25 protein-coding genes, 2 tRNA genes and 3 pseudogenes are annotated in these 23,158 nt (G+C 52.3%); 12 read left to right on the forward strand and 18 right to left on the reverse strand.

From position 1 onward, the window contains the following. Positions 1-24: 24 nt before the first annotated feature. Positions 25-100: transfer RNA gene (locus HV127_RS25815), tRNA-Asn, on the forward strand. Positions 101-232: 132 nt separating this feature from the next. Here the strand turns inward: HV127_RS25815 and HV127_RS25820 are convergent. Together HV127_RS25820 and HV127_RS25825 are read right to left on the reverse strand one after the other, a co-directional pair. Further along, on the reverse strand, positions 233-535 hold the full coding sequence (locus tag HV127_RS25820; protein ID WP_182239731.1) for a helix-turn-helix domain-containing protein: 303 nt from the start codon (positions 533-535) through the stop codon (positions 233-235). Positions 536-836: 301 nt separating this feature from the next. Further along, complete coding sequence (locus tag HV127_RS25825) at positions 837-1,724, reverse strand: LysR substrate-binding domain-containing protein (RefSeq protein ID WP_182239732.1); 888 nt, start codon at positions 1,722-1,724, stop codon at positions 837-839. A gap of 109 nt (positions 1,725-1,833) precedes the next feature. On the opposite strand from HV127_RS25825, the gene HV127_RS25830 reads away from it, so the two are divergent. Then, positions 1,834-2,424, forward strand: coding sequence for a nuclear transport factor 2 family protein (locus tag HV127_RS25830; protein ID WP_182239734.1), 591 nt, complete (start codon positions 1,834-1,836; stop codon positions 2,422-2,424). Between the two features lie 48 nt (positions 2,425-2,472). Next, positions 2,473-3,531: a TRAP transporter substrate-binding protein DctP gene (gene dctP, locus HV127_RS25835; protein WP_182239736.1), complete on the forward strand. Its 1,059-nt coding sequence runs from the start codon at positions 2,473-2,475 to the stop codon at positions 3,529-3,531. A 56-nt stretch (positions 3,532-3,587) separates the two neighbouring features. On the opposite strand, the gene hxlB is transcribed toward dctP, so the two are convergent. The 9 genes from hxlB to nac form a co-directional block, all read right to left on the reverse strand. Further along, a complete protein-coding gene (gene hxlB / locus HV127_RS25840; RefSeq protein WP_182239738.1) occupies positions 3,588-4,154 on the reverse strand; it encodes a 6-phospho-3-hexuloisomerase in 567 nt (188 codons plus the stop codon). Beyond that, the gene (gene hxlA, locus HV127_RS25845; RefSeq protein ID WP_182239740.1) at positions 4,151-4,789 is read right to left on the reverse strand and encodes a 3-hexulose-6-phosphate synthase; all 639 of its coding nucleotides are present in this window, start codon (positions 4,787-4,789) and stop codon (positions 4,151-4,153) included. Before hxlA ends, hxlB begins: the two co-directional genes overlap by 4 nt. A gap of 20 nt (positions 4,790-4,809) precedes the next feature. After that, the gene (locus tag HV127_RS25850) at positions 4,810-5,103 is read right to left on the reverse strand and encodes a hypothetical protein (protein WP_182239742.1); all 294 of its coding nucleotides are present in this window, start codon (positions 5,101-5,103) and stop codon (positions 4,810-4,812) included. An 87-nt stretch (positions 5,104-5,190) separates the two neighbouring features. Continuing rightward, a protein-coding gene (locus HV127_RS25855) for an IS1 family transposase (RefSeq protein ID WP_223335778.1) occupies positions 5,191-5,888 on the reverse strand; the annotation gives its coding sequence in 2 pieces (ribosomal slippage) (positions 5,191-5,639 and positions 5,639-5,888; 699 coding nt in all). Positions 5,889-5,916: 28 nt separating this feature from the next. Then, the gene (locus HV127_RS25860) at positions 5,917-6,225 is read right to left on the reverse strand and encodes a hypothetical protein (RefSeq protein WP_220471433.1); all 309 of its coding nucleotides are present in this window, start codon (positions 6,223-6,225) and stop codon (positions 5,917-5,919) included. A gap of 408 nt (positions 6,226-6,633) precedes the next feature. Then, the gene (locus HV127_RS25865) at positions 6,634-7,614 is read right to left on the reverse strand and encodes an IS5-like element IS5 family transposase (RefSeq protein ID WP_042934497.1); all 981 of its coding nucleotides are present in this window, start codon (positions 7,612-7,614) and stop codon (positions 6,634-6,636) included. Positions 7,615-7,717: 103 nt separating this feature from the next. Beyond that, positions 7,718-8,662, reverse strand: a complete 945-nt coding sequence (gene ldtA, locus HV127_RS25870) for a L,D-transpeptidase (protein WP_182240840.1) — start codon at positions 8,660-8,662, stop codon at positions 7,718-7,720. Positions 8,663-8,737: 75 nt separating this feature from the next. Next, on the reverse strand, positions 8,738-9,688 hold the full coding sequence (gene cbl, locus HV127_RS25875) for an HTH-type transcriptional regulator Cbl (protein WP_182239744.1): 951 nt from the start codon (positions 9,686-9,688) through the stop codon (positions 8,738-8,740). 229 nt (positions 9,689-9,917) lie between these two features. Beyond that, positions 9,918-10,835: a nitrogen assimilation transcriptional regulator NAC gene (nac, locus tag HV127_RS25880; protein ID WP_110277387.1), complete on the reverse strand. Its 918-nt coding sequence runs from the start codon at positions 10,833-10,835 to the stop codon at positions 9,918-9,920. Between the two features lie 330 nt (positions 10,836-11,165). Between nac and HV127_RS25885 the strand changes: the two genes are divergently transcribed. Next, a tRNA-Asn gene (locus HV127_RS25885) sits at positions 11,166-11,241 on the forward strand. 72 nt (positions 11,242-11,313) lie between these two features. Here HV127_RS25885 and HV127_RS25890 read toward each other — a convergent pair. The 6 genes and pseudogenes from HV127_RS25890 to HV127_RS25915 all read right to left on the reverse strand — a co-directional run bounded on the left by HV127_RS25890 (position 11,314) and on the right by HV127_RS25915 (position 15,000). Next, positions 11,314-11,646 (reverse strand): type II toxin-antitoxin system PemK/MazF family toxin, encoded by a 333-nt coding sequence (locus HV127_RS25890; protein WP_182239746.1) that lies wholly within the window; start codon positions 11,644-11,646, stop codon positions 11,314-11,316. Beyond that, complete coding sequence (locus tag HV127_RS25895; RefSeq protein ID WP_182239748.1) at positions 11,647-11,904, reverse strand: antitoxin; 258 nt, start codon at positions 11,902-11,904, stop codon at positions 11,647-11,649. It lies immediately after the preceding gene. Positions 11,905-12,134: 230 nt separating this feature from the next. Further along, positions 12,135-12,431 (reverse strand): annotated as a pseudogene (locus HV127_RS25900) (hypothetical protein); the annotation flags it as partial. Positions 12,432-12,495: 64 nt separating this feature from the next. Continuing rightward, positions 12,496-12,981, reverse strand: a complete 486-nt coding sequence (locus tag HV127_RS25905) for a hypothetical protein (protein ID WP_182239750.1) — start codon at positions 12,979-12,981, stop codon at positions 12,496-12,498. A gap of 368 nt (positions 12,982-13,349) precedes the next feature. Next, positions 13,350-14,330 (reverse strand): IS5-like element IS5 family transposase, encoded by a 981-nt coding sequence (locus HV127_RS25910; protein WP_042934497.1) that lies wholly within the window; start codon positions 14,328-14,330, stop codon positions 13,350-13,352. 40 nt (positions 14,331-14,370) lie between these two features. Further along, entirely contained in the window at positions 14,371-15,000 is a 630-nt protein-coding gene (locus tag HV127_RS25915) for a winged helix-turn-helix domain-containing protein (RefSeq protein WP_182239752.1), read from the reverse strand. Between the two features lie 783 nt (positions 15,001-15,783). On the opposite strand from HV127_RS25915, the pseudogene HV127_RS32115 reads away from it, so the two are divergent. Further along, positions 15,784-16,014: pseudogene (locus HV127_RS32115) on the forward strand (LuxR family transcriptional regulator); the annotation flags it as partial. Between the two features lie 17 nt (positions 16,015-16,031). Here HV127_RS32115 and HV127_RS25920 read toward each other — a convergent pair. Next, positions 16,032-17,063: an IS630-like element ISEc33 family transposase gene (locus HV127_RS25920; RefSeq protein WP_032425611.1), complete on the reverse strand. Its 1,032-nt coding sequence runs from the start codon at positions 17,061-17,063 to the stop codon at positions 16,032-16,034. A gap of 100 nt (positions 17,064-17,163) precedes the next feature. Between HV127_RS25920 and HV127_RS25925 the strand changes: the two are divergent. The 7 genes and pseudogenes from HV127_RS25925 to HV127_RS25955 all read left to right on the forward strand — a co-directional run. Further along, positions 17,164-17,439 (forward strand): annotated as a pseudogene (locus tag HV127_RS25925) (helix-turn-helix transcriptional regulator); the annotation flags it as partial. A gap of 40 nt (positions 17,440-17,479) precedes the next feature. After that, the gene (gene fimA, locus HV127_RS25930; RefSeq protein ID WP_110275408.1) at positions 17,480-18,022 is read left to right on the forward strand and encodes a type 1 fimbrial major subunit FimA; all 543 of its coding nucleotides are present in this window, start codon (positions 17,480-17,482) and stop codon (positions 18,020-18,022) included. A gap of 72 nt (positions 18,023-18,094) precedes the next feature. Then, on the forward strand, positions 18,095-18,634 hold the full coding sequence (locus tag HV127_RS25935; protein ID WP_130624362.1) for a fimbrial protein: 540 nt from the start codon (positions 18,095-18,097) through the stop codon (positions 18,632-18,634). A 76-nt stretch (positions 18,635-18,710) separates the two neighbouring features. Continuing rightward, the gene (locus HV127_RS25940) at positions 18,711-19,391 is read left to right on the forward strand and encodes a fimbria/pilus periplasmic chaperone (protein WP_227016013.1); all 681 of its coding nucleotides are present in this window, start codon (positions 18,711-18,713) and stop codon (positions 19,389-19,391) included. Positions 19,392-19,466: 75 nt separating this feature from the next. Continuing rightward, positions 19,467-22,094 carry a fimbrial biogenesis usher protein gene (locus HV127_RS25945; protein ID WP_182239757.1) on the forward strand — a complete coding sequence of 876 codons (2,628 nt, stop codon included), beginning with the start codon at positions 19,467-19,469 and terminating at the stop codon, positions 22,092-22,094. A gap of 13 nt (positions 22,095-22,107) precedes the next feature. Next, complete coding sequence (locus HV127_RS25950) at positions 22,108-22,635, forward strand: fimbrial protein (protein WP_182240842.1); 528 nt, start codon at positions 22,108-22,110, stop codon at positions 22,633-22,635. Positions 22,636-22,647: 12 nt separating this feature from the next. After that, positions 22,648-23,151: a fimbrial protein gene (locus HV127_RS25955; RefSeq protein ID WP_181485707.1), complete on the forward strand. Its 504-nt coding sequence runs from the start codon at positions 22,648-22,650 to the stop codon at positions 23,149-23,151. The last annotated feature ends 7 nt before the right edge of the window (positions 23,152-23,158 follow it).

Below are 23,158 nucleotides of genomic sequence, written 5' to 3' on the forward strand. Positions count from 1 at the left end.
GCTAAGATACCACTCCACAACGATTCCTCTGTAGTTCAGTCGGTAGAACGGCGGACTGTTAATCCGTATGTCACTGGTTCGAGTCCAGTCAGAGGAGCCATACATAGAAAAGCCTGCTTTTGAGCAGGCTTTTTGCTTTTCAGATAATGCTGTTACCCGCCGGGCTTAATACATTTGCCAGAAGACTTCTCTCCTGACTGGATGACATGGAAATGTGGGCCAGAGCCAGTATTTACAGTACAAACCCGTAATGCGACCCATCCGGCAGCTCAACATTGAGGCTTAGCTTACCGCCCGCCGCTTCAACGTAACGTTTGAGCGTGGAGAGCTTAAGGTCGCGGCCCGGTTTTTCCATTCCCGCGACGGTAGGCTGCTTGATACCTAATTCCTGCGCCATTTCCACCTGCGTTTTCTGCACCCTCTCACGCAACTCAGCAAGATGAATATTGAGCAAAATATCCTTAGCCATAGCCTGGGCTTCGGCCACAACTTCAGGTTTTTCATCCGCAATAAGCTGTTCCAGCGTTCTGCCCATCGCGTTACTCCTTCTCTTTTAATGTGTTCAGCCAGTTCGTGTATTCCCGGTCAGTATCGTTGAGCAAAGTAAACCAGCGATCAAACGTATCCGTTGTTTTAATCGTCCACACGAGAACTCCTTATAAAATATAGCTCATATACTATATAGGTTTAAAGCTATAAAGGAGTGTGCCGCAGAGATATGAGGGATGCATGCGCCTCTGATCAAAAGCTGAAGGCGCATTCGAATATTTCAGTGAACAACGTGCAAGGTATTCACCATCTTACGACCGGGGCCGAAAAAACAGCTCAGGGAATTTTCACCTACCCGCGTTTTCACGCGCTATCTGCAGAAATGCCTGCACGGCGCCATTATTCACCTTCCGCCTGCTGATAAGCATCAGATTCGCCGACAGTTCCGACGCATCCAGTGGCCGGTATACCAACCCCGGGATACTCACATGTTTCAGCGGATCGGGCACCAGCGCCAGCCCCTGCCCGGCGGCGGCGAGCGCCAGCACGCTAAGGGTGCTGGCGGTGCAATGAGCAATACGCGGCGCATGGCCCATAATCGTGGTGAGCGCCGTATAAAGCGGCTCATCAGCACCATGGGTGTCATAGAAAATGAGTGGTTCCTCAACCAGCATCGCTATCGTCAGAGCCGCCTGACTGGCCAGCGGATGATCATCAGCCATCGCGACCTGGCGGTGCCAGAGACCAACCTCTTCCGCCATTAGCGCTGAATCATGGATCTTGCTGTGATCGGGGGTATAACCAACGTCGAGCTGACCCGCCAGGATGGCATCGGCTTGCAGTAGAGGTGCGACTTCACTCACTACCAAATCAGCATCAGGATAGGTTCTGCGAAAAGCGCGCAGATCGTTGGTTAATCTGCCGCTAAATACAGCATTACCCGCAAAGCCAACGCGCACATGGCCCGTTTCGCCGCGTATCGACCGCTGTACGGTTAGTCGGGTGTGTTCGGCCTGTTCCAGCGTCCGCCGTGCTTCGGTCTGCAATAGCAGCCCGGCTTCGGTTAGCTCAACTTTGCGGCTGGTGCGCACAAACAGCGGGCCGCCCAGTTCCTCTTCCAGCGCTTTGATTTGCATACTCAGCGCAGGCTGGACGATATGCAGGCGTTGGGCAGCGCGGCCGAAATGGCCTTCTTCGGCAACGGCCAGAAAGTAGCGCATGTGGCGTAGACCCATGCGTCAGCTCCATCATCAAATAAAATGATTAATCAGTCATATCTATCTATTTGAGTTTATCGCTATTCACGACGAAACTGAAACCCGTCAACTAACCGGAGTACATGTTATGCACAATCTTCTCGACGATCGCCTGCAAATCACCGACCTTCTCACCGGCTGGATGCACCGCGATCTGGGTGAATGGGACCAACTGCGCAATCTGTTTCACCCGGACGGCACCATTGAAATCACCTGGTTTGAGGGGCTCGCCAGCGATTTTGTTGACGGCTCAATGCGGATGGGAGCGTCGGATGTGCGCACCAAACACCTGATCGGTACGCCGGTGGTGACCTTCAATGCCGAGGCGACAAGGGCGATTGTTGAAACCAACGCGATGATTATCGGCGAGAACGTTAAGCTGAATCTGGGCTGCATTGGTCATAACCGCTTCTATGATATGGCGGAAAAGCGCGCTGGCGTATGGAAACTGTTTCACCGCCAGAGTATTTACGATATGGCCAGCTTCACTTTTCCGCTCGGCGTGGTCCCGGTTGACCAAAGCACAGTGGAGAAATATCCGCGCGAATACGCAGCGCTGGCTTACCTGCTGGAAAAAAGCGGCTTTCCGGTTCAGCGCGTATTTGCCACGCGCGGTAGTATTCTTGAACAACAAATGAAAGCCGACGGGAAACGCTGGCTGTCCGGGCAGCCGCTCTGATCGGCCGCCAACATCCCCTCATTAATATCAGCAACGCAAAGGAAATGTATGCAACCCAATAAGCCAATCGGAAAACATCTGGCAATCCTGCTCGCCGCCCTGCTGCTGCCCACCGCAGCTTCGGCCGCGCAAACCCTGACCTACAGCGACCATGAACCGCTGGGAGGAATGCGCACCCGCTTTATCGATGATGTGCTCTTCCCCGCCATTGAGAAGGAATCTGACGGGCGGCTGAAAATAGAGGCGCATTGGGGAGGCGAACTCAGTAACGGCTACGATGCGTTACGCAACGTCGGCAAAGAAAGGAAGGCGGATATGGCAATTGTCGTGCCCGAGTATGCCTCCGACGCGCTGCCGCTAAACCAGATCTTTAAAAGCTTTCCCGTCGGCCCTGCCGGTGAGCAACAGGTGGCCTTCTTTCGCCGCGTTTACGCTGATATCCCGGCATTCCCGGCAGAGCTTGAGAAAAACAACGTGGTGGGCATTTTTCTCGCTACCGGTTACCCGCTGTCCTTTTTCAGCGCTAAGCCAATGGCGACGCTGAACGACATTAAAGGGGGTACATGGCGCTCCGCCAGCTTCTGGCAGCGGGACTTTTTGCAAAGCGCCGGGGCTAAACCGGTGACCATGCCTTGGGGTGAAGAAACCTACAACGCGCTGAAAAGCGGCGCTATCGACGGCATGATGCTGAACGTAGACAGCGGCTACGAGCTAAAGGCGTACCAGTTCGCACCCAACGTGCTGATCTCCAAAGATCTGTGGCTGGGGCATCTCTATATTTTGACGATGAACAAACAGACCTGGAACACGCTTTCTCCTGAAGATCGGGCCGCCATTGAACGTGCTGCGCAAACGGCATATCAATCCCTGGGGTCGGTGATGGACAGCAGCTTTAACACCCAGATAGAGGACTTACGCAAAGCCGGCGCAACGGTGCGCGTTCTGCAACCGCAAGAGGTCGCACAATGGGAAACCGCTACCCACTACCGGTCAGGGCAAGATAAGTGGGTAAAAGAGCAGGAAGCGAAAGGCGTCAAAGATGCAGGAATGGTGATGGAACAGGTCAACGCCATCATGGATGAAACGATGCCGAAAAAAGCGCCCTGATACTGGCAGGCCCCCTTCATCAATATCAAGGGGGCCTACGAATCCAACTCACGCATCTATTCCAGGTTGGCGTGACGTCCGAACATCGTATCGCTTGTCTGATGCACACGAAGCATTAACGTCATAATCATCGCGTCATAGACCACAAGGGATAACTGTTCAAAGCCTGAGCCCATTGGCTGAATGCTTGCGCGCTGCGGCTCACCTGCCAGGACTTTCGGCGAAGCGCCAGGCAGCACGCAAACCGCATCGGCCAGATTCGCAATAGTTGAACCCGGAGCCATGGTAATAAGCGCAACGTTGAGATGATTGTTTTTCGCTTTTTGCGACATTGCGACCAGGCTCTGCGTTTCACCCGAGCCCGAACCAATAATTAACAGGTCCCCTTCCTTCGCAAAGGTGGTGGTCACATCGCCAATAACCTGAACATTAAAGCCCAGATGCATCAGACGGTTGGCGAATGCGCGGATGACCAGCCCGGAACGACCTGCGCCCGCGAGGAAAATACGCCTGGCCGCCACGATTTCATCCAGAAATGAGTTAAACCCTTCGGCTTCAATCAAATCAGCATTACGCGTCAGCTCACCAAGAATCTCCTTTACGTTCTCGATTACGTCGCTCATTGCGCAGCCTCCTTTAAAGCCCCGGCAATCAGCCGTGCTTCTCGCTCGGGATCCTGAGCATTGAGGATACCGCTGCCAACAATCACGATATCCGGACGAAACGCCAGGTAGCTTTTAATGGTTTTACTGCTGATGCCACCGGCAACGGCAATTTGTGTTTTTTTAACATGACGACGCAGTTCCGCCAGATCCTGTAAAGGCGTCCGACCGCTTGCCTGCTGATCGGCTCCGGTGTGTACGGCGATAACATCCACGCCCAGCGCTTCCAGCGTCGGGACACGGGAAGCAAAGTCAGTCACGCAAATCATATCGACCAGTACTTTCTTACCCTGTTTTTTAGCCTGGTCTACACAGCCCTTAATAGTCAGATCGTCCGTAACGGCCAGAACGGTGACGTAATCTGCACCAACATCATAGGCCAGCTTTGCCTCATAACCACCCGCATCCATAATTTTGGCATCGCACAGTACTTCTTTATCAGGAAATGTATTTTTTAACTGTTTTACGGCTTCACGCCCGGCATCAATAAGAAACGGCGTCCCTACTTCAATAATATCGATATATTTTTCTAATGTTTTCACTGCGGATAATGCCTGAGCAAGGTTCAGCTCATCAATAGCGAGTTGTAGTTTCATGGAGATGTTCCTTTGATATATTATTCGTTTTCATAGCTGGCAATAAAACAATCCATTCCCCCCTGAAAAAAGAGATCGCCAAAGCTATCGGGGACAAAAATTGTTTCGCCTTTTTTAATCTCTACGCCATTAATATAACCATCACCTTCAACTACGGTAATAAAAGAAAAACGAGGCTGTGAATAGTGACCGGCGGTTACGGTTTTCAGGCGAGTTAACGTGTACAGACCCGGTTCATTCCAGTAGCGAGTTAATATACAACCGGCTTCCTCAGTGCTATCAAACCACTGAAAGTTTTTGCTATCGTCTGGCACAACGACATTATCGATAACCTTATTAATATGTAATTCACGTTCATGTCCCGTGGTGGGATCGATGCGATGGTAGGTAATGACTCCAACTTAATGATAGTGTTTTATGTTCAGATAATGCCCGATGACCTTGTCATGCAGCTCCACCGATTTTGAGAACGACAGTGACTTCCGTCCCAGCCTTGCCAGATGTTGTCTCAGATTCAGGTTATGTCGCTCAATGCGCTGAGTGTAACGCTTGCTGATAACGTGCAGCTTTCCCTTCAGGCGGGATTCATACAGCGGCCAGCCATCCGTCATCCATACCACGACCTCAAAGGCCGACAGCAGGCTCAGAAGACGCTCCAGTGTGGCCAGAGTGCGTTCACCGAATACGTGCGCCACAACCGTCTTCCGGAGCCTGTCATACGCGTAAAACAGCCAGCGCTGGCGCGATTTAGCCCCGACGTATCCCCACTGTTCGTCCATTTCCGCGCAGACGATGACGTCACTGCCCGGCTGTATGCGCGAGGTTACCGACTGCGGCCTGAGTTTTTTAAATGGCGGAAAATCGTGTTGAGGCCAACGCCCATAATGCGGGCGGTTGCCCGGCATCCAACGCCATTCATGGCCATATCAATGATTTTCTGGTGCGTACCGGGTTGAGAAGCGGTGTAAGTGAACTGCAGTTGCCATGTTTTACGGCAGTGAGAGCAGAGATAGCGCTGATGTCCGGCGGTGCTTTTGCCGTTACGCACCACCCCGTCAGTAGCTGAACAGGAGGGACAGCTGATAGAAACAGAAGCCACTGGAGCACCTCAAAAACACCATCATACACTAAATCAGTAAGTTGGCAGCATCACCGCGATGGTAGTCAAATAAGCGATAGGTCAGGTCCGCATTGCGCGAAATATTATAAGTCAGAACATCTTTGCCAATAGCGTGCAGCGTCCCGGCAGGAATATCCAGGTACCAGTCTTTTTTGGCCGGGATATAACGAACCAGCTTATCGAACGCGTGGCTTTCGCTCAGTTGCTTAAACTCTTCCCGAGATTTGGCATAATGCCCAAAGGCGATACGACCATCAGCAGGCGTATCCAGAATGACCCACGCCTCCGGCTTACCGCGAGAACTATCGTACTGCAACGCGTAGGCATCGTCCGGGTGAAGTTGTCCGGACAGATCGTCCAGCGGATCGAGAATATTGACGCGAATCGGAAGCTGGGCGGTAATACAAGCGGATGAAATTTATAGGAGATTAAGATTTTATTTTCCTGAATTGCAGGTTTCGCCCAAAAAACGATGAGTTTTGTTCAGCGGGAGGGAACATTGCGGTTTAGGGTCTACCGTGTTAGGTAAATCACCCTGACAGCCAATAGCGCCCAACAACAAAGGGCGCTTTCTTTAGGGAAGGTGCGAATAAGCGGGGAAATTCTTCTCGGCTGACTCAGTCATTTCATTTCTTCATGTTTGAGCCGATTTTTTCTCCCGTAAATGCCTTGAATCAGCCTATTTAGACCGTTTCTTCGCCATTTAAGGCGTTATCCCCAGTTTTTAGTGAGATCTCTCCCACTGACGTATCATTTGGTCCGCCCGAAACAGGTTGGCCAGCGTGAATAACATCGCCAGTTGGTTATCGTTTTTCAGCAACCCCTTGTATCTGGCTTTCACGAAGCCGAACTGTCGCTTGATGATGCGAAATGGGTGCTCCACCTTGGCCCGGATGCTGGCTTTCATGTATTCGATGTTGATGGCCGTTTTGTTCTTGCGTGGATGCTGTTTCAAGGTTCTTACCTTGCCGGGGCGCTCGGCGATCAGCCAGTCCACATCCACCTCGGCCAGCTCCTCGCGCTGTGGCGCCCCTTGGTAGCCGGCATCGGCTGAGACAAATTGCTCCTCTCCATGCAGCAGATTACCCAGCTGATTGAGGTCATGCTCGTTGGCCGCGGTGGTGACTAGGCTGTGGGTCAGGCCACTCTTGGCATCGACACCAATGTGGGCCTTCATGCCAAAGTGCCACTGATTGCCTTTCTTGGTCTGATGCATCTCCGGATCGCGTTGCTGCTCTTTGTTCTTGGTCGAGCTGGGTGCCTCAATGATGGTGGCATCGACCAAGGTGCCTTGAGTCATCATGACGCCTGCTTCGGCCAGCCAGCGATTGATGGTCTTGAACAATTGGCGGGCCAGTTGATGCTGCTCCAGCAGGTGGCGGAAATTCATGATGGTGGTGCGGTCAGGCAAGGCGCTATCCAGGGATAACCGGGCAAACCGACGCATGGAGGCGATTTCGTACAGAGCATCTTCCATCGCGCCATCGCTCAGGTTGTACCAATGCTGCATGCAGTGAATGCGTAGCATGGTTTCCAGCGGATAAGGTCGCCGGCCATTACCAGCCTTGGGGTAAAACGGCTCGATGACTTCCACCATGTTTTGCCATGGCAGAATCTGCTCCATACGGGACAAGAAAATCTCTTTTCTGGTCTGACGGCGCTTACTGCTGAATTCACTGTCGGCGAAGGTAAGTTGATGACTCATGATGAACCCTGTTCCATGGCTCCAGATGACAAACATGATCTCATATCAGGGACTTGTTCGCACCTTCCTTAGACTATTGACTCAGTTCAGCTTCTGGGAAAGGTTAAAAATGACTACCGGTATGGGTAGAAGACGTCGCGATCTCCACCGGCATACCAGAACGACGCTCAAGCGCCTGCTCCGCGCGATTCATATCAACCCCCTCACCTTTCACAAAAGCCTGAATAGCGGTCGTCGTCGGTAGCGGAACCTTTCTGTCGGATTCATATTCCGCGCGATTACGCGACAATGGCTCATGGACTTCAACCCAACGGCTACCATCCGGTTCGGTGGTGTATTTCACCGGCTGATCGATTATTTGCACGCGGGTCCCCACCGGCACGGTGTCAAACAGGTATTTAATATCATCGTTACGCAGGCGGATGCAGCCCTGGCTCACGCGCAGACCAATACCGAAATTGGCATTGGTGCCGTGAATGGCGTAGAGCCTGCCGATATAAATTGCGTACAGCCCCATCGGGTTATCCGGACCAGCCGGAACAAACGCGGGCAAACTTTCTCCTCGACTGGCGTATTCACGACGGGTATTGGCAGTCGGCGTCCATGACGGCGCTTCCTGCTTGCGTTCGACCGTAGTCACCCAGTTGCGCGGCGTTTCTCGCCCTGCCTGGCCAATACCAATCGGCAGAATTTCAACCGTTGCGCCATCGGGCGGGTAGTAATAGAGGCGCATTTCAGCAACGTTGATCACAATGCCGTTGCGTACCGTGGCGGGTAGAATAACCTGCTGTGGTATCACCAGCGTGGACCCCGATTTCGGCAGGAACACATCGACGCCAGGGTTGGCCTCAAGCATGTTGCTCAGGCCCTGACCGTACTGAGCGGCAAACGCCTCCAGCGGCTGGGTATTGCTTTGCGGAACAGTGATGGTCAGCGGGCTGCCCACCAGACGGCTTCCTTCCGGCGGTAACGGGTAGCTCACCGCCAGAGCGCTCTGGCTGGTGAGGATCATAATAAGAGAACAAAGCAGTTTCATACGCCGCACAATTTCCCTTCCTCTGTGGCGACAATCGTGAATGAATTATAGCTTTGTTTACTACCTCATACCCTGATTATCAGCCAGCTAAATTTGATAATCGATCGCCGCCTCTTCCGGCTCCATCGCCTGGCGTTTAATTTCATCCAGAGACAGGCCCGCATTGCACAGCTCGATAAAGCGCCAGACGTAGTTACGCTGCAGCTGTCCGCGCTTGAGGCCTAACCAGACGGTGTTGGCATCAAACAAATGGCGGGTTTCCAGACGGGTAAAGGTATCAGACTCGCGGGTATCGCCCGACTGCTCTGCGACCAGCCCTACCCCGAGACCGAGCTCAACGTAGGTTTTAATCACATCGGAGTCCTGCGCGCTCAACACGATATCCGGCACAAGGCCTTTACGGTTGAAGGCTTCATCAATACGCGAGCGCCCGGTAATTCCCTGACGGTAGGTGATCAGCGGCCAGCGGGAAATAGCTTCCAGCGTTAAGGGCGTAACCTGAGTTAGCGGGTGATCTTTTGGCACCAGCAGGCTGTGGTGCCAACGGAACCAGGGGAAAGCCACCAGCGTAGGATCGTTGCTCAAGCGCTCGCTGGCGATACCGATATCCGCGCCGCCGTTGTGCAGCAGCGTCTCAATTTCCTGCGGTGTCCCCTGAACCAGCTCAAGACGCACGTCAGAAAAGAGTTCACGAAAAGCTTTAATCACCGGCGGCAGGCTATAGCGCGCCTGCGTGTGCGTCGTTGCGATGGTTAAGACGCCGGACGCATCGTTGGTAAACAGGTCAGCCAGACGACGGACGTTGCTGGCTTCGTTGAGAATACGCTCAGCAATTGATAGCAGCGCCTTGCCCGGCTCCGTCATCCCCAGCAGACGTTTACCGCGGCGGATAAAGATCTCGATCCCCAGCTCTTCTTCCAGTTCACGAATATGACGGCTGACGCCCGATTGCGATGTATAGAGCATATTGGCGACCTCCGTCAGGTTGTAATCCTGACGGGCCGCTTCACGAATAATTTTAAGTTGCTGGAAATTCACCCTTTCCTCCGGGCTATCAGACATAACATATGCTCTATTGTTAAAGTCTGTTGTCCTTGCTAACAAATAATAAAAACCAGCAACTTATTCCTTTAAGGAATATACCCGTCATACTTCAAGTTGCTTATGTGTTGGCTGCGCTCGCTCACCCCGGTCACATAGTTATCTATGCTCCCGGGAACTCACTCCCTTGCCGCCTTTAAGCAACTCGAATTATTTAGGGTATAGACTAACTCACTAACAGCAATTCACGGTTTTCAAGCGACGGACGGCTCACAAGCGACATCAAAATCTCCTTCACGGCCTGTGCCTGCGGCGACAAACTACCACGCGCTGACATATTCAATGAGAGTGAGAGACTCATTGACGGCGTACTGATACGCGCCATCCAGCCATTAGCCGCACCACACAGTGAACGCGCAGCAGACTCCGGTAATACGGTCACACCCATTCCGCTGGCAATCGCCGCCGTCAAGGTGGTGATTGATTCAATTTCACCAATAATTTTTGCTGAGAGACGACGTAGAGTGAAGGCCTCAGTGACCCGCGCACGCACAGCACTGTAATCGCGCGGCAGGAACAGATTCATCTCTGCGACGGCGGTCAGATCGATACTTTGACCCGGGCAGTCTCGGGTGCCGACCAGGTAAAGATCTTCTTTCAACAACGGCTGGCTGATGATCCCGGCGACCGGAGAACGTTCGTAGAGCACCGCCATATCCAGTTGCCCTTCAATCAGCTTGTCATTGAGGATAGTGCCGCTGCTTTCCTGCAAATAGACCATCACTTCCGGAAGTTCGTTGCGCACCGTCTGCAACAGAGGCATGGTAATTGCCGAAGCCGCCGTTCCCGGAGCGAGGCCAATTGACACCTGACCGCTCAGGGTCTGTCCGACATTGTTGACCGCCAGTTGAGCCTGTTCACACTGGCGTAGAATGGTACGGGCATGGGTATAGAGGATCTTGCCCGCTTCGGTCGGTGTGACGCCGCGCTTGGTACGGATCAACAGTTGCTGATCCAGTTCGCCTTCCAGGGTCGCAACCTGCTGACTCAACGCCGGTTGTGCGATGTGCAAGACTTCAGCGGCCTGGGTCAGACTGCCGATATCGACGATTTTTACAAAATACTTCAGTCGTCTTAAGTTCATTTTGCCTCCTGTAAGGAACACCAGTGCCAACGCTGGCTGTTTAGATACAGAAGGTTTTGCAATTTGCTTGCCAGTTTTTTATACCCGGTGCAAACGCCGCTGTGAGCCGCGTAATAAGGGATACTGATAGCAAGCCACGATTTTGTTGCCCGGTAAGCGGATTGCGATATGCCCCATTAGGGGTATAAATGCACTACGACAGTGCAGATTGCCATGCACAGTGGCAAAAATGGGCTTATTGCTGAAATAGTCAGCAAACGAACGGACTTTGGCGATTCAGGCTTTGACAAGGTGGGTGGTCATCGTTACTATGCGCCCCGTTCACACGATTCCTCTGTAGTTCAGTCGGTAGAACGGCGGACTGTTAATCCGTATGTCACTGGTTCGAGTCCAGTCAGAGGAGCCATATTTAAGAAGCCTGCTTAGGAAACTAAGCAGGCTTTTTGCTTTTCTGTATCTATCTGTCACTTCAAAAACATCAGCTCAGAATGGCTTCCAGCCTGGCCAGCACTTCATTCACGATAGCTTCAGGTATTCGCTCCAGACGCTTGCCGTTCCGGGCTTCCATATCAATGGTTCTGGGCTGGTCACAGCGAATGATGCCCGTTGTTTTCGTTCCTGCCCCGTCAAGCGGTACGGCAAAACCCGCTGTACGGGCAAAATCTCCGCCGCTGGTGACGGGTACAACTACAGGTAGCCGGGTGAATTGATTAAACGATGCCTTCGATACGATCAACACTGGACGCCTCCCGCTTTGTTCATGTCCGGCAATCGGATCCAGTGAGACGAGCCAGATTTCCCCTCTGTCCATTTACAGGATCTCCTTACCCACCGCAGACGCATCAAGCCATTCCCGATCCTCTTCGCCCATTTCGGCGTGCGGATCGCACTGTGCCAGCAGTTCTTCCAGAGAATATCGAGGCCGTTTCTGGGGTTCAATAATCAGGCGGCCATTATCAATGGTCATGCCCACTTCGCTGTCCGCCGACAGCGCCAGCGTTTTCAGCACGGCAGGTGGAACCGCCAGCATGACGGATCCGCCAACCTTTTTTAGGCGGGTAATGTACATAGAATACCTCCAAATATTATATTTAAATATAACATCAGGGGTTGGTAATGCATAGTTTTTAGTCAATTCCATTGCGGGTGATTTCCTTAGCGTAACGAAGCCTGATAATAGAAAACTGTTTTTGCGTTTCAAAGGATTATGGCGAATCAGATAAACAAAATGCGGCGCAGCTTCCGGATGTGAGCTGCGCCGAAATATTCGCGATATCACGAGAACCAATCAGGGCCGTATCATGCTTTGCTCTCGATACCATCAATAAACTTCACGCCTTCAACTGTACGCAACCAGCGAGGCGCTTTCATTTGTGCAGCAAAATAGTTAATCAGGTCGTACAGCAGCCAACTAAGGCATTTCTCCACTTCTGAGGAGAATCCCCGCCCTGCCAGCATCTGCGTCAAGGCAATACAGTAGCGGCAAAGATCCGTGCATTCAGGATCAAAACGCGGAGAACTGACAGGAAATGTGTCAACAGTCAGGCTTTCAACAAGATGGGGAGGTATAGGCTCTAAAAGAGTGGGCTGTAGCAATGCCAACCTTCCAGTCTCCATAGCACGTTCTTCAGTACCAGCAGAGGAATATAAGTAAAATATATCAATTAGATACGCATATAAACGACGGTGAATACAGGTTTTGCACCACGTAGGTATTTTTCATTTTCTGGATTTTGATATACCGTCCGGAATCTGGATCAGGGCTAAAGAAGACCTTCTGCATCACCCCTTCAATCATGTTGTCCGCGTCTCTCTTTGAGAGGGAGGTTTTGACCAGGTGGTAAATATTATTTTCTTTCACTTCATAATCAAAATGATATGACCTTTCAACGGTGTATCTCACATCGTTGATCATCACCTTGCCAGACACATCAAAGTATCCAGAATGATTTCCCCGCATAAGCAAGAAAGTCTTAAAGCTTGCATCAAAGCCGGATGAACCTGATTCAATTCGCATATTGGCCGAGCAATCAAAACCACTCTTATGATGGTATGAGTACATCAACAGGCCAAAAGCCAAAATGATACAGAGGATGAAAGAGGCAATGTAAACATTCGCTCTTGGGAGTTTACTTAGTAATTGCATAATCTGCCCTGTAATAGTTCTCACATGAGTAAAAGTTGTCCTTTTTTGTATTTGAATATATGCAGTGAGCTAAAAATCCCCTTCCCTCATTCCCTTTTAATACTGACTCTGAGACGCTAAAGTAAAAAACACTGTTATCTAAGCAGCGCATCCCCTCTTTTACGATAAGCTGCCGGGCCAGATCAATAAGCTGTTTTCTATGTTCCACCGGAACTGAGCTAAGGAAGGTGCGAATAAGCGGGGAAATTCTTCTCGGCTGACTCAGTCATTTCATTTCTTCATGTTTGAGCCGATTTTTTCTCCCGTAAATGCCTTGAATCAGCCTATTTAGACCGTTTCTTCGCCATTTAAGGCGTTATCCCCAGTTTTTAGTGAGATCTCTCCCACTGACGTATCATTTGGTCCGCCCGAAACAGGTTGGCCAGCGTGAATAACATCGCCAGTTGGTTATCGTTTTTCAGCAACCCCTTGTATCTGGCTTTCACGAAGCCGAACTGTCGCTTGATGATGCGAAATGGGTGCTCCACCTTGGCCCGGATGCTGGCTTTCATGTATTCGATGTTGATGGCCGTTTTGTTCTTGCGTGGATGCTGTTTCAAGGTTCTTACCTTGCCGGGGCGCTCGGCGATCAGCCAGTCCACATCCACCTCGGCCAGCTCCTCGCGCTGTGGCGCCCCTTGGTAGCCGGCATCGGCTGAGACAAATTGCTCCTCTCCATGCAGCAGATTACCCAGCTGATTGAGGTCATGCTCGTTGGCCGCGGTGGTGACTAGGCTGTGGGTCAGGCCACTCTTGGCATCGACACCAATGTGGGCCTTCATGCCAAAGTGCCACTGATTGCCTTTCTTGGTCTGATGCATCTCCGGATCGCGTTGCTGCTCTTTGTTCTTGGTCGAGCTGGGTGCCTCAATGATGGTGGCATCGACCAAGGTGCCTTGAGTCATCATGACGCCTGCTTCGGCCAGCCAGCGATTGATGGTCTTGAACAATTGGCGGGCCAGTTGATGCTGCTCCAGCAGGTGGCGGAAATTCATGATGGTGGTGCGGTCAGGCAAGGCGCTATCCAGGGATAACCGGGCAAACCGACGCATGGAGGCGATTTCGTACAGAGCATCTTCCATCGCGCCATCGCTCAGGTTGTACCAATGCTGCATGCAGTGAATGCGTAGCATGGTTTCCAGCGGATAAGGTCGCCGGCCATTACCAGCCTTGGGGTAAAACGGCTCGATGACTTCCACCATGTTTTGCCATGGCAGAATCTGCTCCATACGGGACAAGAAAATCTCTTTTCTGGTCTGACGGCGCTTACTGCTGAATTCACTGTCGGCGAAGGTAAGTTGATGACTCATGATGAACCCTGTTCCATGGCTCCAGATGACAAACATGATCTCATATCAGGGACTTGTTCGCACCTTCCCTAAAACTCCGAACCGGGCAAGTATCGATATCACCTAAATAATAGATATCATCCTTCTCAGCCCAAAAATGCAGATGAAAGAAATCATTTTTGAAGCCCACAAACAGCAGCGTTAAAGTGAGCAGCGCAAGACATGCATAAGAGACGTTCTTGATAACAGAGCTTGATGATCTATTTTGTTGATTGCCGGCTTTGCTTTCACGACTCTCTTCAACGTCTCTTTCAATATGACTTCCAACGCCATTTAGACTGCGGGCATCGTTTTCTGGGCGGTCAATTATCTCTATCGCAATGCTTTCAGATACCCTGAACCCAATTTTGGGCACGGTAACGATAACCTCTTCAGTGCACCCCATATTCCTGAATACGGCTCTCAGGTCCGAAATATACTTATTGAGACTATGGCTGGAAGTCCGTAGCCCATGCGCATCCCAGACTTTTTCAAGGATCTCATCCCGATAAACCACACGCTCTCTATGGTCTAAAAGGAATTTAAGCAGGCGACTTGTTGTGGCTGTTAGCGTGACGTTAGAGTCATCATCGAGCCATACCAGCCCGTCATCACTCCTGAAATGAATCGTACCTTGAATTTTGTAGATCATATACTAGCCTTTCAAATAATCCTCAGACGCACACAATCCGCATAGATTTGGCACAAACAGCATCTTATGCTGAATTCCATTATAATTTTCTTATAAATTAGATTATAACATCTAAAAATCGAAAAAACAAAATACATATAACCAATGAAAAATTCAATGGTATTATTGTCCCCATCGAAACAAGGGGGCTGCCTGACTCATCGGAGCTTACCTTCCACTGGAGACAACATGGCCACGCTGCGGTAAGCAGAGATAAAGAAACCTGATGCTGCGGTAGAGATTAAGAGACAAATACATAAGCATAAAATAATAACGCCATGTAATTAATTGCATGGAAAAACATAGCATCTATGGTGGTATTTCCTCTTCAGGATTAGATACCCGGAGCGGAATATGCAGATATTTTATATGAGTATAAAAGAACAAAAATATGCTTTTAGCGTACTAATGATAAGAAACACTGGAAATCAGGGAAGAATATTCCCTAAGAAAATTCCAATATAAAGAGTACGCCTATTGTTTTACGTAAAATGATAACTAAATCCTATCATTTTATTTATATAAAAGTCGTTACGGACATTGAAATTTGAAATTTTAAACCACCAGGCAGCCAGTTTGGCAACATATGACCCTGCAACCTGTGTGTTTAATAGCTATTAAATCCTTTAACTTATCAGCTGCGTGTCTCATAACGATATGCGATGGTAGATTACTCCTAATTCGCTGAATGGTTTTAATAACGATGAGTTAAAGGTCAACCCAAGGATGAGATTGCGTTCAGATATGAATCTATCAACTAATATTTTATCTAAGGATAAATATTTTACCCGGGGCCTTATTGAACTGCTTGGGGTAGAGTTTATTGACAATTTCTTTTTGATTATAGACCTGGACTCCAACGATCTTTCAGGCTCGGAGTGGGTTTATTTTACGAATAAGAACATAGTTGCCTTTGCATCCAGCGACTTAGCCTTTTATAAGTCGGAGCTGTTTGAAAAAATAACAGTACTAAATAGCTGCGCCTAATACCGCTACACTTTTGCCTGACCATGTTTTCCTCCGGGGAATGGGCTGGCGGTTTCCATAAAATGGCGGACCTTTTTCAGTAACTGCCACATTGAGCGGCACTGATGATTACGGGTTATCGTGTCATGAAGTGCCTGCCATAGCCGTTCCACATGATTCACCCACGGCGAGTAAACCGGCTGGTAAATTACCCTGAACTTGGGATTTGCTTTCAACCAGCGCTGTGTTTCGCGGCTTTTATGGATAATGTAGTTATCAACGATCAGCGTGATTGTTTTCGCCCGCCGGTAAGTGGCTTTCAGGTGCTTCAGCAGAGCGATAAACAGCGCTGAACTTTTGCTGTTGCCGCCCACGTAGCTGACTTTACCCGTGCCACTGTGCAGTGCGCCGGCCAGATAGTATTTTTCGTTCTGCCCCGGCGTCACTACCCGTTTCTGCTGTCCGCGCAACTGCCAGTCCGCACCGATTTTAGGATTAAGGTGGATATCCACTTCATCTTCATAAAATACCGGATGCTCTGCGCTGCATTCATCCAGCGCTTTGTGGATTACCGCCATCTTTTCATCTTTATGTGGGTCACGGATACGCAGAGTTGGCGCGGCCCTGCGCCATACAAGCCCCGCAGATGGCAACCAGCGGCGAACGGTTCCTGCATGTAACTGGCAACCGGTTATCTCATTGATTTTTAATGCCAGTAATTCGGTGCTCCAGCGTGAACGTTGATAACCAAAATCGCCGGGAGAATGCTTTATCAGCTCACGTAACAGGGTGCAGATATGTTCAAAAGGCCAGCGTCGGGAGCGCCCTGCGGGTAAGGATTTCAGGCCTTCAATACCTGAGTGCGTAAACCAGTTAATCCAGCGACCAACGGATGAACGAGCACAACAGAGAGTTCTGGCAACATCGCTGACCCGTTCACCCCGATGAAGCATCAGCATGGCCGTGAGTCTGCGGGCATGATTTTTATCGCGCGTTTTATGAATAGCTTTCTGCATCAGGCGTCGTTCGCCACGGGGTATTGGTGCTATGATCGGCATCGCTCAGTCCGGTTGGTGGTTTTGGTTGGTTTGGCGATTGATCAGATCGCACAATCCGGGCTGAGTTCCCTTTCAGTGATCTACTATTCCGCGCATCTATTTAGACAAAAAGAGTAACACCAAGAGCATCCTGAATTTCTTCTTAAAGAAAGAGATGTCGGGAAACTATCATACTAAATTCCATCTGAGTCTGCGCGAAAAGCAGATATTAAGTATGTTAAGCAGAGGGGAAAGCAACCAGGAAATAGCAGAAGAATTTGGCGTGAAACTTAAGACTATTTATACGCATCGCCGCAACCTGATGAATAAACTGGGTTGCAGAAATAGGATTACGTTTCAAAAATTATTTTTTAACAACAAATGTTTTTTTAAGTGAAGCACCGCTTCAGGATTATTTAATCAACAGGAGATTTACCATGAACAAATTAGCACTCATCGTTATTTCAGCATTGTCCCTGAGCTCTGCAGCGGCCCTGGCAGCGGATGCCACGGTGAACGGCGGTACGGTGCATTTCAAAGGTGAAGTGGTTAACGCAGCCTGTGCAGTTGATGCCGGTTCTATCGACCAGACCGTTCAGTTAGGCCAGGTTCGTTCAGCACGTCTCGCTACCGCGGGCAGCACCAGCTCTGCAGTCGGCTTTAACATCCAGCTGAATGATTGTGACACCACCGTTTCCGAAAAAGCGGCTATCGCTTTCACCGGCACGGCGATTGACAGCACCAACCCAACCGTACTGGCACTGCAGAACTCCGCTGCGGGCGGCGCGACTAACGTCGGCGTGCAGATCCTTGACCGTACCGGTGTTCCACTGGCGCTGGATGGCGCAACCTTCGGCGCGCAAACCACTCTGAACGATGGCACCAACGTCATCCCGTTCCAGGCTCGCTACTTCGCGACAGGTGCAGCCACAGCGGGTACTGCTAACGCTGACGCCACCTTTAAAGTGCAGTACGAGTAATTTCTTCATCAGGCAGGGAAGCACATCGGGCCAGGATGGCCCGTTATCCGAATTAAGACTGGGGTGATAACGATGCAAAGGATGAAGTCAGGTCTGTTGATATTTTTGCTCCCACCGCTGGCGCTGGCCGGTAACCAATGGGACATCATGCTGCCCGGTGGAGGCATGCGTTTCCAGGGGCTTGTCATTGCCGAGTCATGCCGCGTTGAAGCGGGCGATCGGCAGATGACGGTCAAGATGGGGCAAATCAGCAGCAATCGGTTTCATTCTGCGGGCGAGGATACCAATCCCGTCCCCTTCGATATTCACCTGCAGGAATGCAGTACCGCCGTGAGCCAGCGCGTTGGCGTGGCATTTCACGGCGTCGCGGACGGTAAAAACCCGGACGTGCTCTCGGTGGGCGAAGGACCGGGGATCGCCACCGGCATTGGCGTGGCCCTGTTTGATAAAACAGGCAATCTGATCCCACTCAATGCGCCACCAGCATCATGGACACAACTGCACACGGGTCCAACTACCCTGCATTTTGTCGCCAAATATCGTTCCACCGGGAATCAGGTCACCGGAGGAGCAGCAAATGCTCAGGCCTGGTTCTCCCTGACCTACCAGTAATCAGTACCGGTAACAGGAAATAACAGTGAGTAAGAAAGAGGTAAGCATGAAAAATACACTGGGTGCTATGCGCGGGATGCGCGGTTTACTGGCAGGACTTTTACTGATCGCCACCACCGGTTTCGCCGCGCAGGCGCAAGCTGGGGTCGCGCTGGGTGCAACTCGCGTCATTTATCCGTCCGGGCAGAAGCAAGTTCAGTTGGCTGTGACCAATAACGACGAGAACACCTATCTGATCCAGTCCTGGGTAGAAAATGCCGATGGCGTGAAAGACGGACGTTTTGTTATCACTCCGCCGCTGTTTGCCATGCAGGGGAAAAAAGAGAACACCCTGCGCATCCTTGATGCCACCAATAACCAGCTGCCACAGGACCGGGAAACCCTGTTCTGGATGAACGTCAAAGCGATCCCGTCGATGGACAAATCGAAACTCAGCGACAACACCCTGCAGCTGGCGATTATCAGCCGCATCAAGCTCTATTATCGCCCGGCAAAGCTGGCGCTGCCGCCGGATCAGGCTCCGGAAAAGCTGAAGTTTCGTCGCAGCGCGGGCTCGCTCACGCTGATTAATCCGACGCCTTATTTTCAGACGGTTACCGAGCTCAATGCCGGAACCCGCATTCTGAAAAATGCGCTGGTCCCGCCGATGGGCGAAACCACCGTCCAGTTACCCTCCGATGCAGGTAGCGAAATTACCTATCGGACGATCAACGACTACGGCGCACTGACTCCGCGTATGAAAGGCGCTATGCAGTAACTGAACGGGGAGCCGCGCTCTCCCCCCTGAACTAAAAATATACCGATTGCCGGGCGACTTTGGACCGGAGGGACTATGTCACATCTGAAATATGGACTCGACCGTTTGGATACCCGGCGCATTGCTCCAGGATCGGCGCGCATATTCGCGCAGATCCCTCTTGCCTTTTTACTCGCCTCACCAGCCTTTTATGCACAGGCGGAACTCTATTTTAACCCGCGTTTTCTGGCGGACGATCCCGCGGCCGTAGCGGATCTTTCAGGTTTTGAAAAAGGCCAGGAGTTGCCGCCAGGTACCTATCGCGCAGATATCTATCTGAATGACGGGTATATGACCACCCGCGATGTCACCTTTAATGTCGACGAAAAAAGCCACGAGCTGGCCCCCTGCCTGACGCGTGGGCAGCTTGCCAGCATGGGCGTGAATACTTCAGCAATTGCCGGAATCGACGTACTGGCAGCGGACGCCTGCGTGCCGTTGACCGAGATGATAAAAGACGCCACTACCCGCTTTGATGCCGGGCAGCAGCGGCTCTGGATAACCGTTCCCCAGGCATTTATGGGCAACCGCGCCCGCGGCTATATTCCGCCTGAACTCTGGGACCATGGGATTAACGCCGGGTTACTGAACTACAATTTCACCGGCAACAACGTCCACAACGACGTGGGCGGCAGCAGCAACTACGCCTACCTGAACCTGCAAAGCGGCCTGAATCTGGGCGCCTGGCGCCTGCGTGATAACACCACCTGGAGCTACAGCAGCAGCGGTAGCTCGTCGATCAGTGAAAACAAATGGCAGCACGTTAACACCTGGCTGGAGCGTGACATCACGCTGCTGCGCTCGCGCCTGACGCTTGGCGACAGCTATACCAACGGTGATGTCTTCGACGGCATTAACTTCCGCGGCGTGCAGTTGGCGTCCGACGATAACATGCTGCCGGATAGCCAGAAGGGCTTTGCCCCGGTAATCCACGGGATTGCCCGCGGCACGGCCCAGGTCTCGGTGAAGCAGAACGGCTATGAGATCTACCAAAGTACGGTACCGCCTGGTCCGTTCACTATTAACGATCTCTATGCCGCAGGCAACGGCGGCGATCTGCAGGTGACCATCAAAGAGGCCGACGGCAGCAGCCAGGTCATCAGCGTCCCCTACTCGTCGGTCCCGGTGCTCCAGCGCGAAGGCCATACCCGCTATGCCGTCACTACCGGTGAATACCGCAGCGGCAGCACCCAGCAGGAAAAACCGAAATTCTTCCAGGGCACCCTACTGCACGGGCTTCCGGCTGGCTGGACGCTGTACGGCGGCACCCAGCTGGCGGACCGCTATCGCGCCTTTAACCTCGGAGTGGGGAAAAACATGGGAGAACTGGGCGCCCTGTCGCTGGATATCACCCAGGCCAACGCCACCCTGCCCGATGACAGCGATCATCAGGGGCAATCAATCCGCTTTCTGTATAACAAATCGCTCACGGATACCGGCACCAATATCCAGCTGGTGGGGTATCGCTACTCCACGCGCGGCTATTTCAGCTTCGCCGATACCACCTACAACAGGATGAGCGGCTACAACGTCGAAACGCAGGATGGCGTGGTTGAAGTGAAACCGAAGTTCACCGACTACTACAACCTCGCTTACAACAAGCGCGGCAAGGTACAGCTCAGCGTCACCCAACAATTGGGTCGTACCGCCACCCTCTATCTGAGCGGTAGCCATCAAACCTACTGGGGCACCGGCAAGGCCGATCAGCAGCTACAGGCCGGACTGAACGCCGCCGTCGACGATATTAACTGGACGCTGAGCTACAGCCTGACCAAAAACGCATGGCAGCAGGGGCGCGATCAGATGCTGGCGGTTAACGTCAATATTCCGTTCAGCCACTGGATGCGCTCGGACAGCAAATCCGCCTGGCGACACGCCAGCGCCAGCTACAGCATGTCTAACGATCTGAATGGTCGAACCACCAGCCTCGCAGGCCTGTACGGCACGCTGCTGGAAGATAACAACCTGAGCTACAGCGTGCAGACCGGCTACGCGGGCGGCGGCGAAGGCAACAGCGGCGCGACCGGTTACACCGCGCTGAACTACCGCGGCGGCTATGGCAATGCCAACATCGGCTATAGCCGCAGCGACGGCATCAAGCAGCTTTATTACGGTCTGAGCGGCGGCGTACTGGCCCACGCCGATGGCGTCACCCTGAGCCAGCCAATGAACGACACCGTGGTGCTGATTAAGGCCCCCGGCGCCGACAATGTGAAAGTGGAAAACCAGACCGGAGTTCAGACCGACTGGCGCGGTTACGCCGTACTGCCTTACGCCACCGAATACCGGGAAAACCGGGTGGCGCTGAATACCAACAGCCTCGCCGATAACGTCGATCTGGACGATGCGGTGGCCAGCGTGGTCCCGACCCACGGGGCGATTGTCCGCGCTGAATTTAAAGCTCATGTCGGGCTCAAGCTACTGATGTCGCTTATCTATAACGGCAAACCGGTCCCCTTCGGCGCGCTGGTCACCTCGGACAGCAACCAGGGCAGCAGCATCGTCGCCGACAACGGCCAGGTTTATCTGAGCGGGATGCCGCTGGTCGGCAAAGTGCAGGCGAAATGGGGTGAAGGCCCGAACGCCAGCTGCGAAGCCGACTATAGCCTGTCGCCGGAAAGCCAGAACCAGATGCTGAGCCAGCTATCAGCCGAGTGCCGCTAAGGAAACCATGATGATGAGAAAAACCCTTTATCTGCTGTGCGCCGCCCTGTCGCTGGTGGTTGCCAACGCCAGCGCGGCGGACAGCACCATCACCATCAGCGGTTACGTTCGCGATAACGCCTGCGCCGTCGCGGGCGAATCCAAAGATTTTACCGTCGACCTGCTGGATAACGCCGCAAAACAGTTCCATGCGGTCGGGGCCACCACGCCTTTGGTGCCCTTTCGCATCGTACTGTCGCCCTGCGGCAGCTCGGTCACAGCGGTGAAAATCGGTTTTGTTGGTATTGCCGATAGCATCAATACCGACTTGCTAAAACTCGACGGCGGGGCGACAGCCGCAGCGGGCATGGGCGTGCAAATCCTTGACGCACAGCAGACGATGCTACCGCTTAACGCCGCGTCAGCCACGATCCCATGGACCACGCTGAGCCCCGGTCAGACCAATACGCTGAACTTTTATGCCCGGCTGATGGCCACTCAGGTACCGGTGACCGCCGGACACGTAAATGCAACCGCAACATTCACTCTCGAATTTCAGTAACCGGAGGCGCTGATGAAATTTACCCACACCGGGTGGCTTCTGGCCGCGATGCTGGCAGCGACCTCCCCAACGCTACAGGCCGCCGACGTGACCATTACCGTTAACGGCAAAGTGGTGGCCAAACCCTGTACGGTGTCCACCGTCAACGCCACCGTCGATCTTGGCGATCTTTACACCTTTAGCCTGGTCTCGGCTGGCTCCTCTTCGCCCTGGCACAGCGTGGCGCTCAACCTGAGTAACTGCCCTGTTGGCACCTCACGAGTCACCGCCAGCTTCAGCGGCACGGCGGATGCCACTGGATACTACAAAAACCAGGGCACCGCAGGAAATATCCAGCTTGAGCTGCAAGATGACGGCGGCGTCACCCTGAACACCGGCGCGACAAAAGGGGTTCAGGTGGATGATGCGACCCAATCCGCCAGCTTCCCACTACAGGTCCGCGCACTGTCAGTCAACGGCGGAGCTACCCAGGGAACCATTCAGGCAGTAATTAGCGTCACCTACACCTACGCCTGATTCAGGA

The organism is Klebsiella sp. RHBSTW-00215, from assembly GCF_014103785.1.
GTDB lineage: Bacteria > Pseudomonadota > Gammaproteobacteria > Enterobacterales > Enterobacteriaceae > Klebsiella.

Excerpts from the sequence above, each read along its gene's own strand:
- HV127_RS25820 (WP_182239731.1), bottom strand. The coding sequence starts at position 535 with ATGGGCAGAACGCTGGAACAGCTTATTGCGGATGAAAAACCTGAAGTT.
- HV127_RS25825 (WP_182239732.1), bottom strand. The coding sequence starts at position 1,724 with ATGGGTCTACGCCACATGCGCTACTTTCTGGCCGTTGCCGAAGAAGGC.
- HV127_RS25830 (WP_182239734.1), top strand. The coding sequence starts at position 1,834 with ATGCACAATCTTCTCGACGATCGCCTGCAAATCACCGACCTTCTCACC.
- dctP (WP_182239736.1), top strand. The coding sequence starts at position 2,473 with ATGCAACCCAATAAGCCAATCGGAAAACATCTGGCAATCCTGCTCGCC.
- hxlB (WP_182239738.1), bottom strand. The coding sequence starts at position 4,154 with ATGAGCGACGTAATCGAGAACGTAAAGGAGATTCTTGGTGAGCTGACG.
- hxlA (WP_182239740.1), bottom strand. The coding sequence starts at position 4,789 with ATGAAACTACAACTCGCTATTGATGAGCTGAACCTTGCTCAGGCATTA.
- HV127_RS25865 (WP_042934497.1), bottom strand. The coding sequence starts at position 7,614 with ATGAGTCATCAACTTACCTTCGCCGACAGTGAATTCAGCAGTAAGCGC.
- nac (WP_110277387.1), bottom strand. The coding sequence starts at position 10,835 with ATGAACTTAAGACGACTGAAGTATTTTGTAAAAATCGTCGATATCGGC.
- HV127_RS25890 (WP_182239746.1), bottom strand. The coding sequence starts at position 11,646 with ATGGACAGAGGGGAAATCTGGCTCGTCTCACTGGATCCGATTGCCGGA.
- HV127_RS25895 (WP_182239748.1), bottom strand. The coding sequence starts at position 11,904 with ATGTACATTACCCGCCTAAAAAAGGTTGGCGGATCCGTCATGCTGGCG.
- HV127_RS25905 (WP_182239750.1), bottom strand. The coding sequence starts at position 12,981 with ATGCAATTACTAAGTAAACTCCCAAGAGCGAATGTTTACATTGCCTCT.
- HV127_RS25910 (WP_042934497.1), bottom strand. The coding sequence starts at position 14,330 with ATGAGTCATCAACTTACCTTCGCCGACAGTGAATTCAGCAGTAAGCGC.
- HV127_RS25915 (WP_182239752.1), bottom strand. The coding sequence starts at position 15,000 with ATGATCTACAAAATTCAAGGTACGATTCATTTCAGGAGTGATGACGGG.
- HV127_RS25920 (WP_032425611.1), bottom strand. The coding sequence starts at position 17,063 with ATGCCGATCATAGCACCAATACCCCGTGGCGAACGACGCCTGATGCAG.
- fimA (WP_110275408.1), top strand. The coding sequence starts at position 17,480 with ATGAACAAATTAGCACTCATCGTTATTTCAGCATTGTCCCTGAGCTCT.
- HV127_RS25935 (WP_130624362.1), top strand. The coding sequence starts at position 18,095 with ATGCAAAGGATGAAGTCAGGTCTGTTGATATTTTTGCTCCCACCGCTG.
- HV127_RS25940 (WP_227016013.1), top strand. The coding sequence starts at position 18,711 with ATGCGCGGTTTACTGGCAGGACTTTTACTGATCGCCACCACCGGTTTC.
- HV127_RS25945 (WP_182239757.1), top strand. The coding sequence starts at position 19,467 with ATGTCACATCTGAAATATGGACTCGACCGTTTGGATACCCGGCGCATT.
- HV127_RS25950 (WP_182240842.1), top strand. The coding sequence starts at position 22,108 with ATGAGAAAAACCCTTTATCTGCTGTGCGCCGCCCTGTCGCTGGTGGTT.
- HV127_RS25955 (WP_181485707.1), top strand. The coding sequence starts at position 22,648 with ATGAAATTTACCCACACCGGGTGGCTTCTGGCCGCGATGCTGGCAGCG.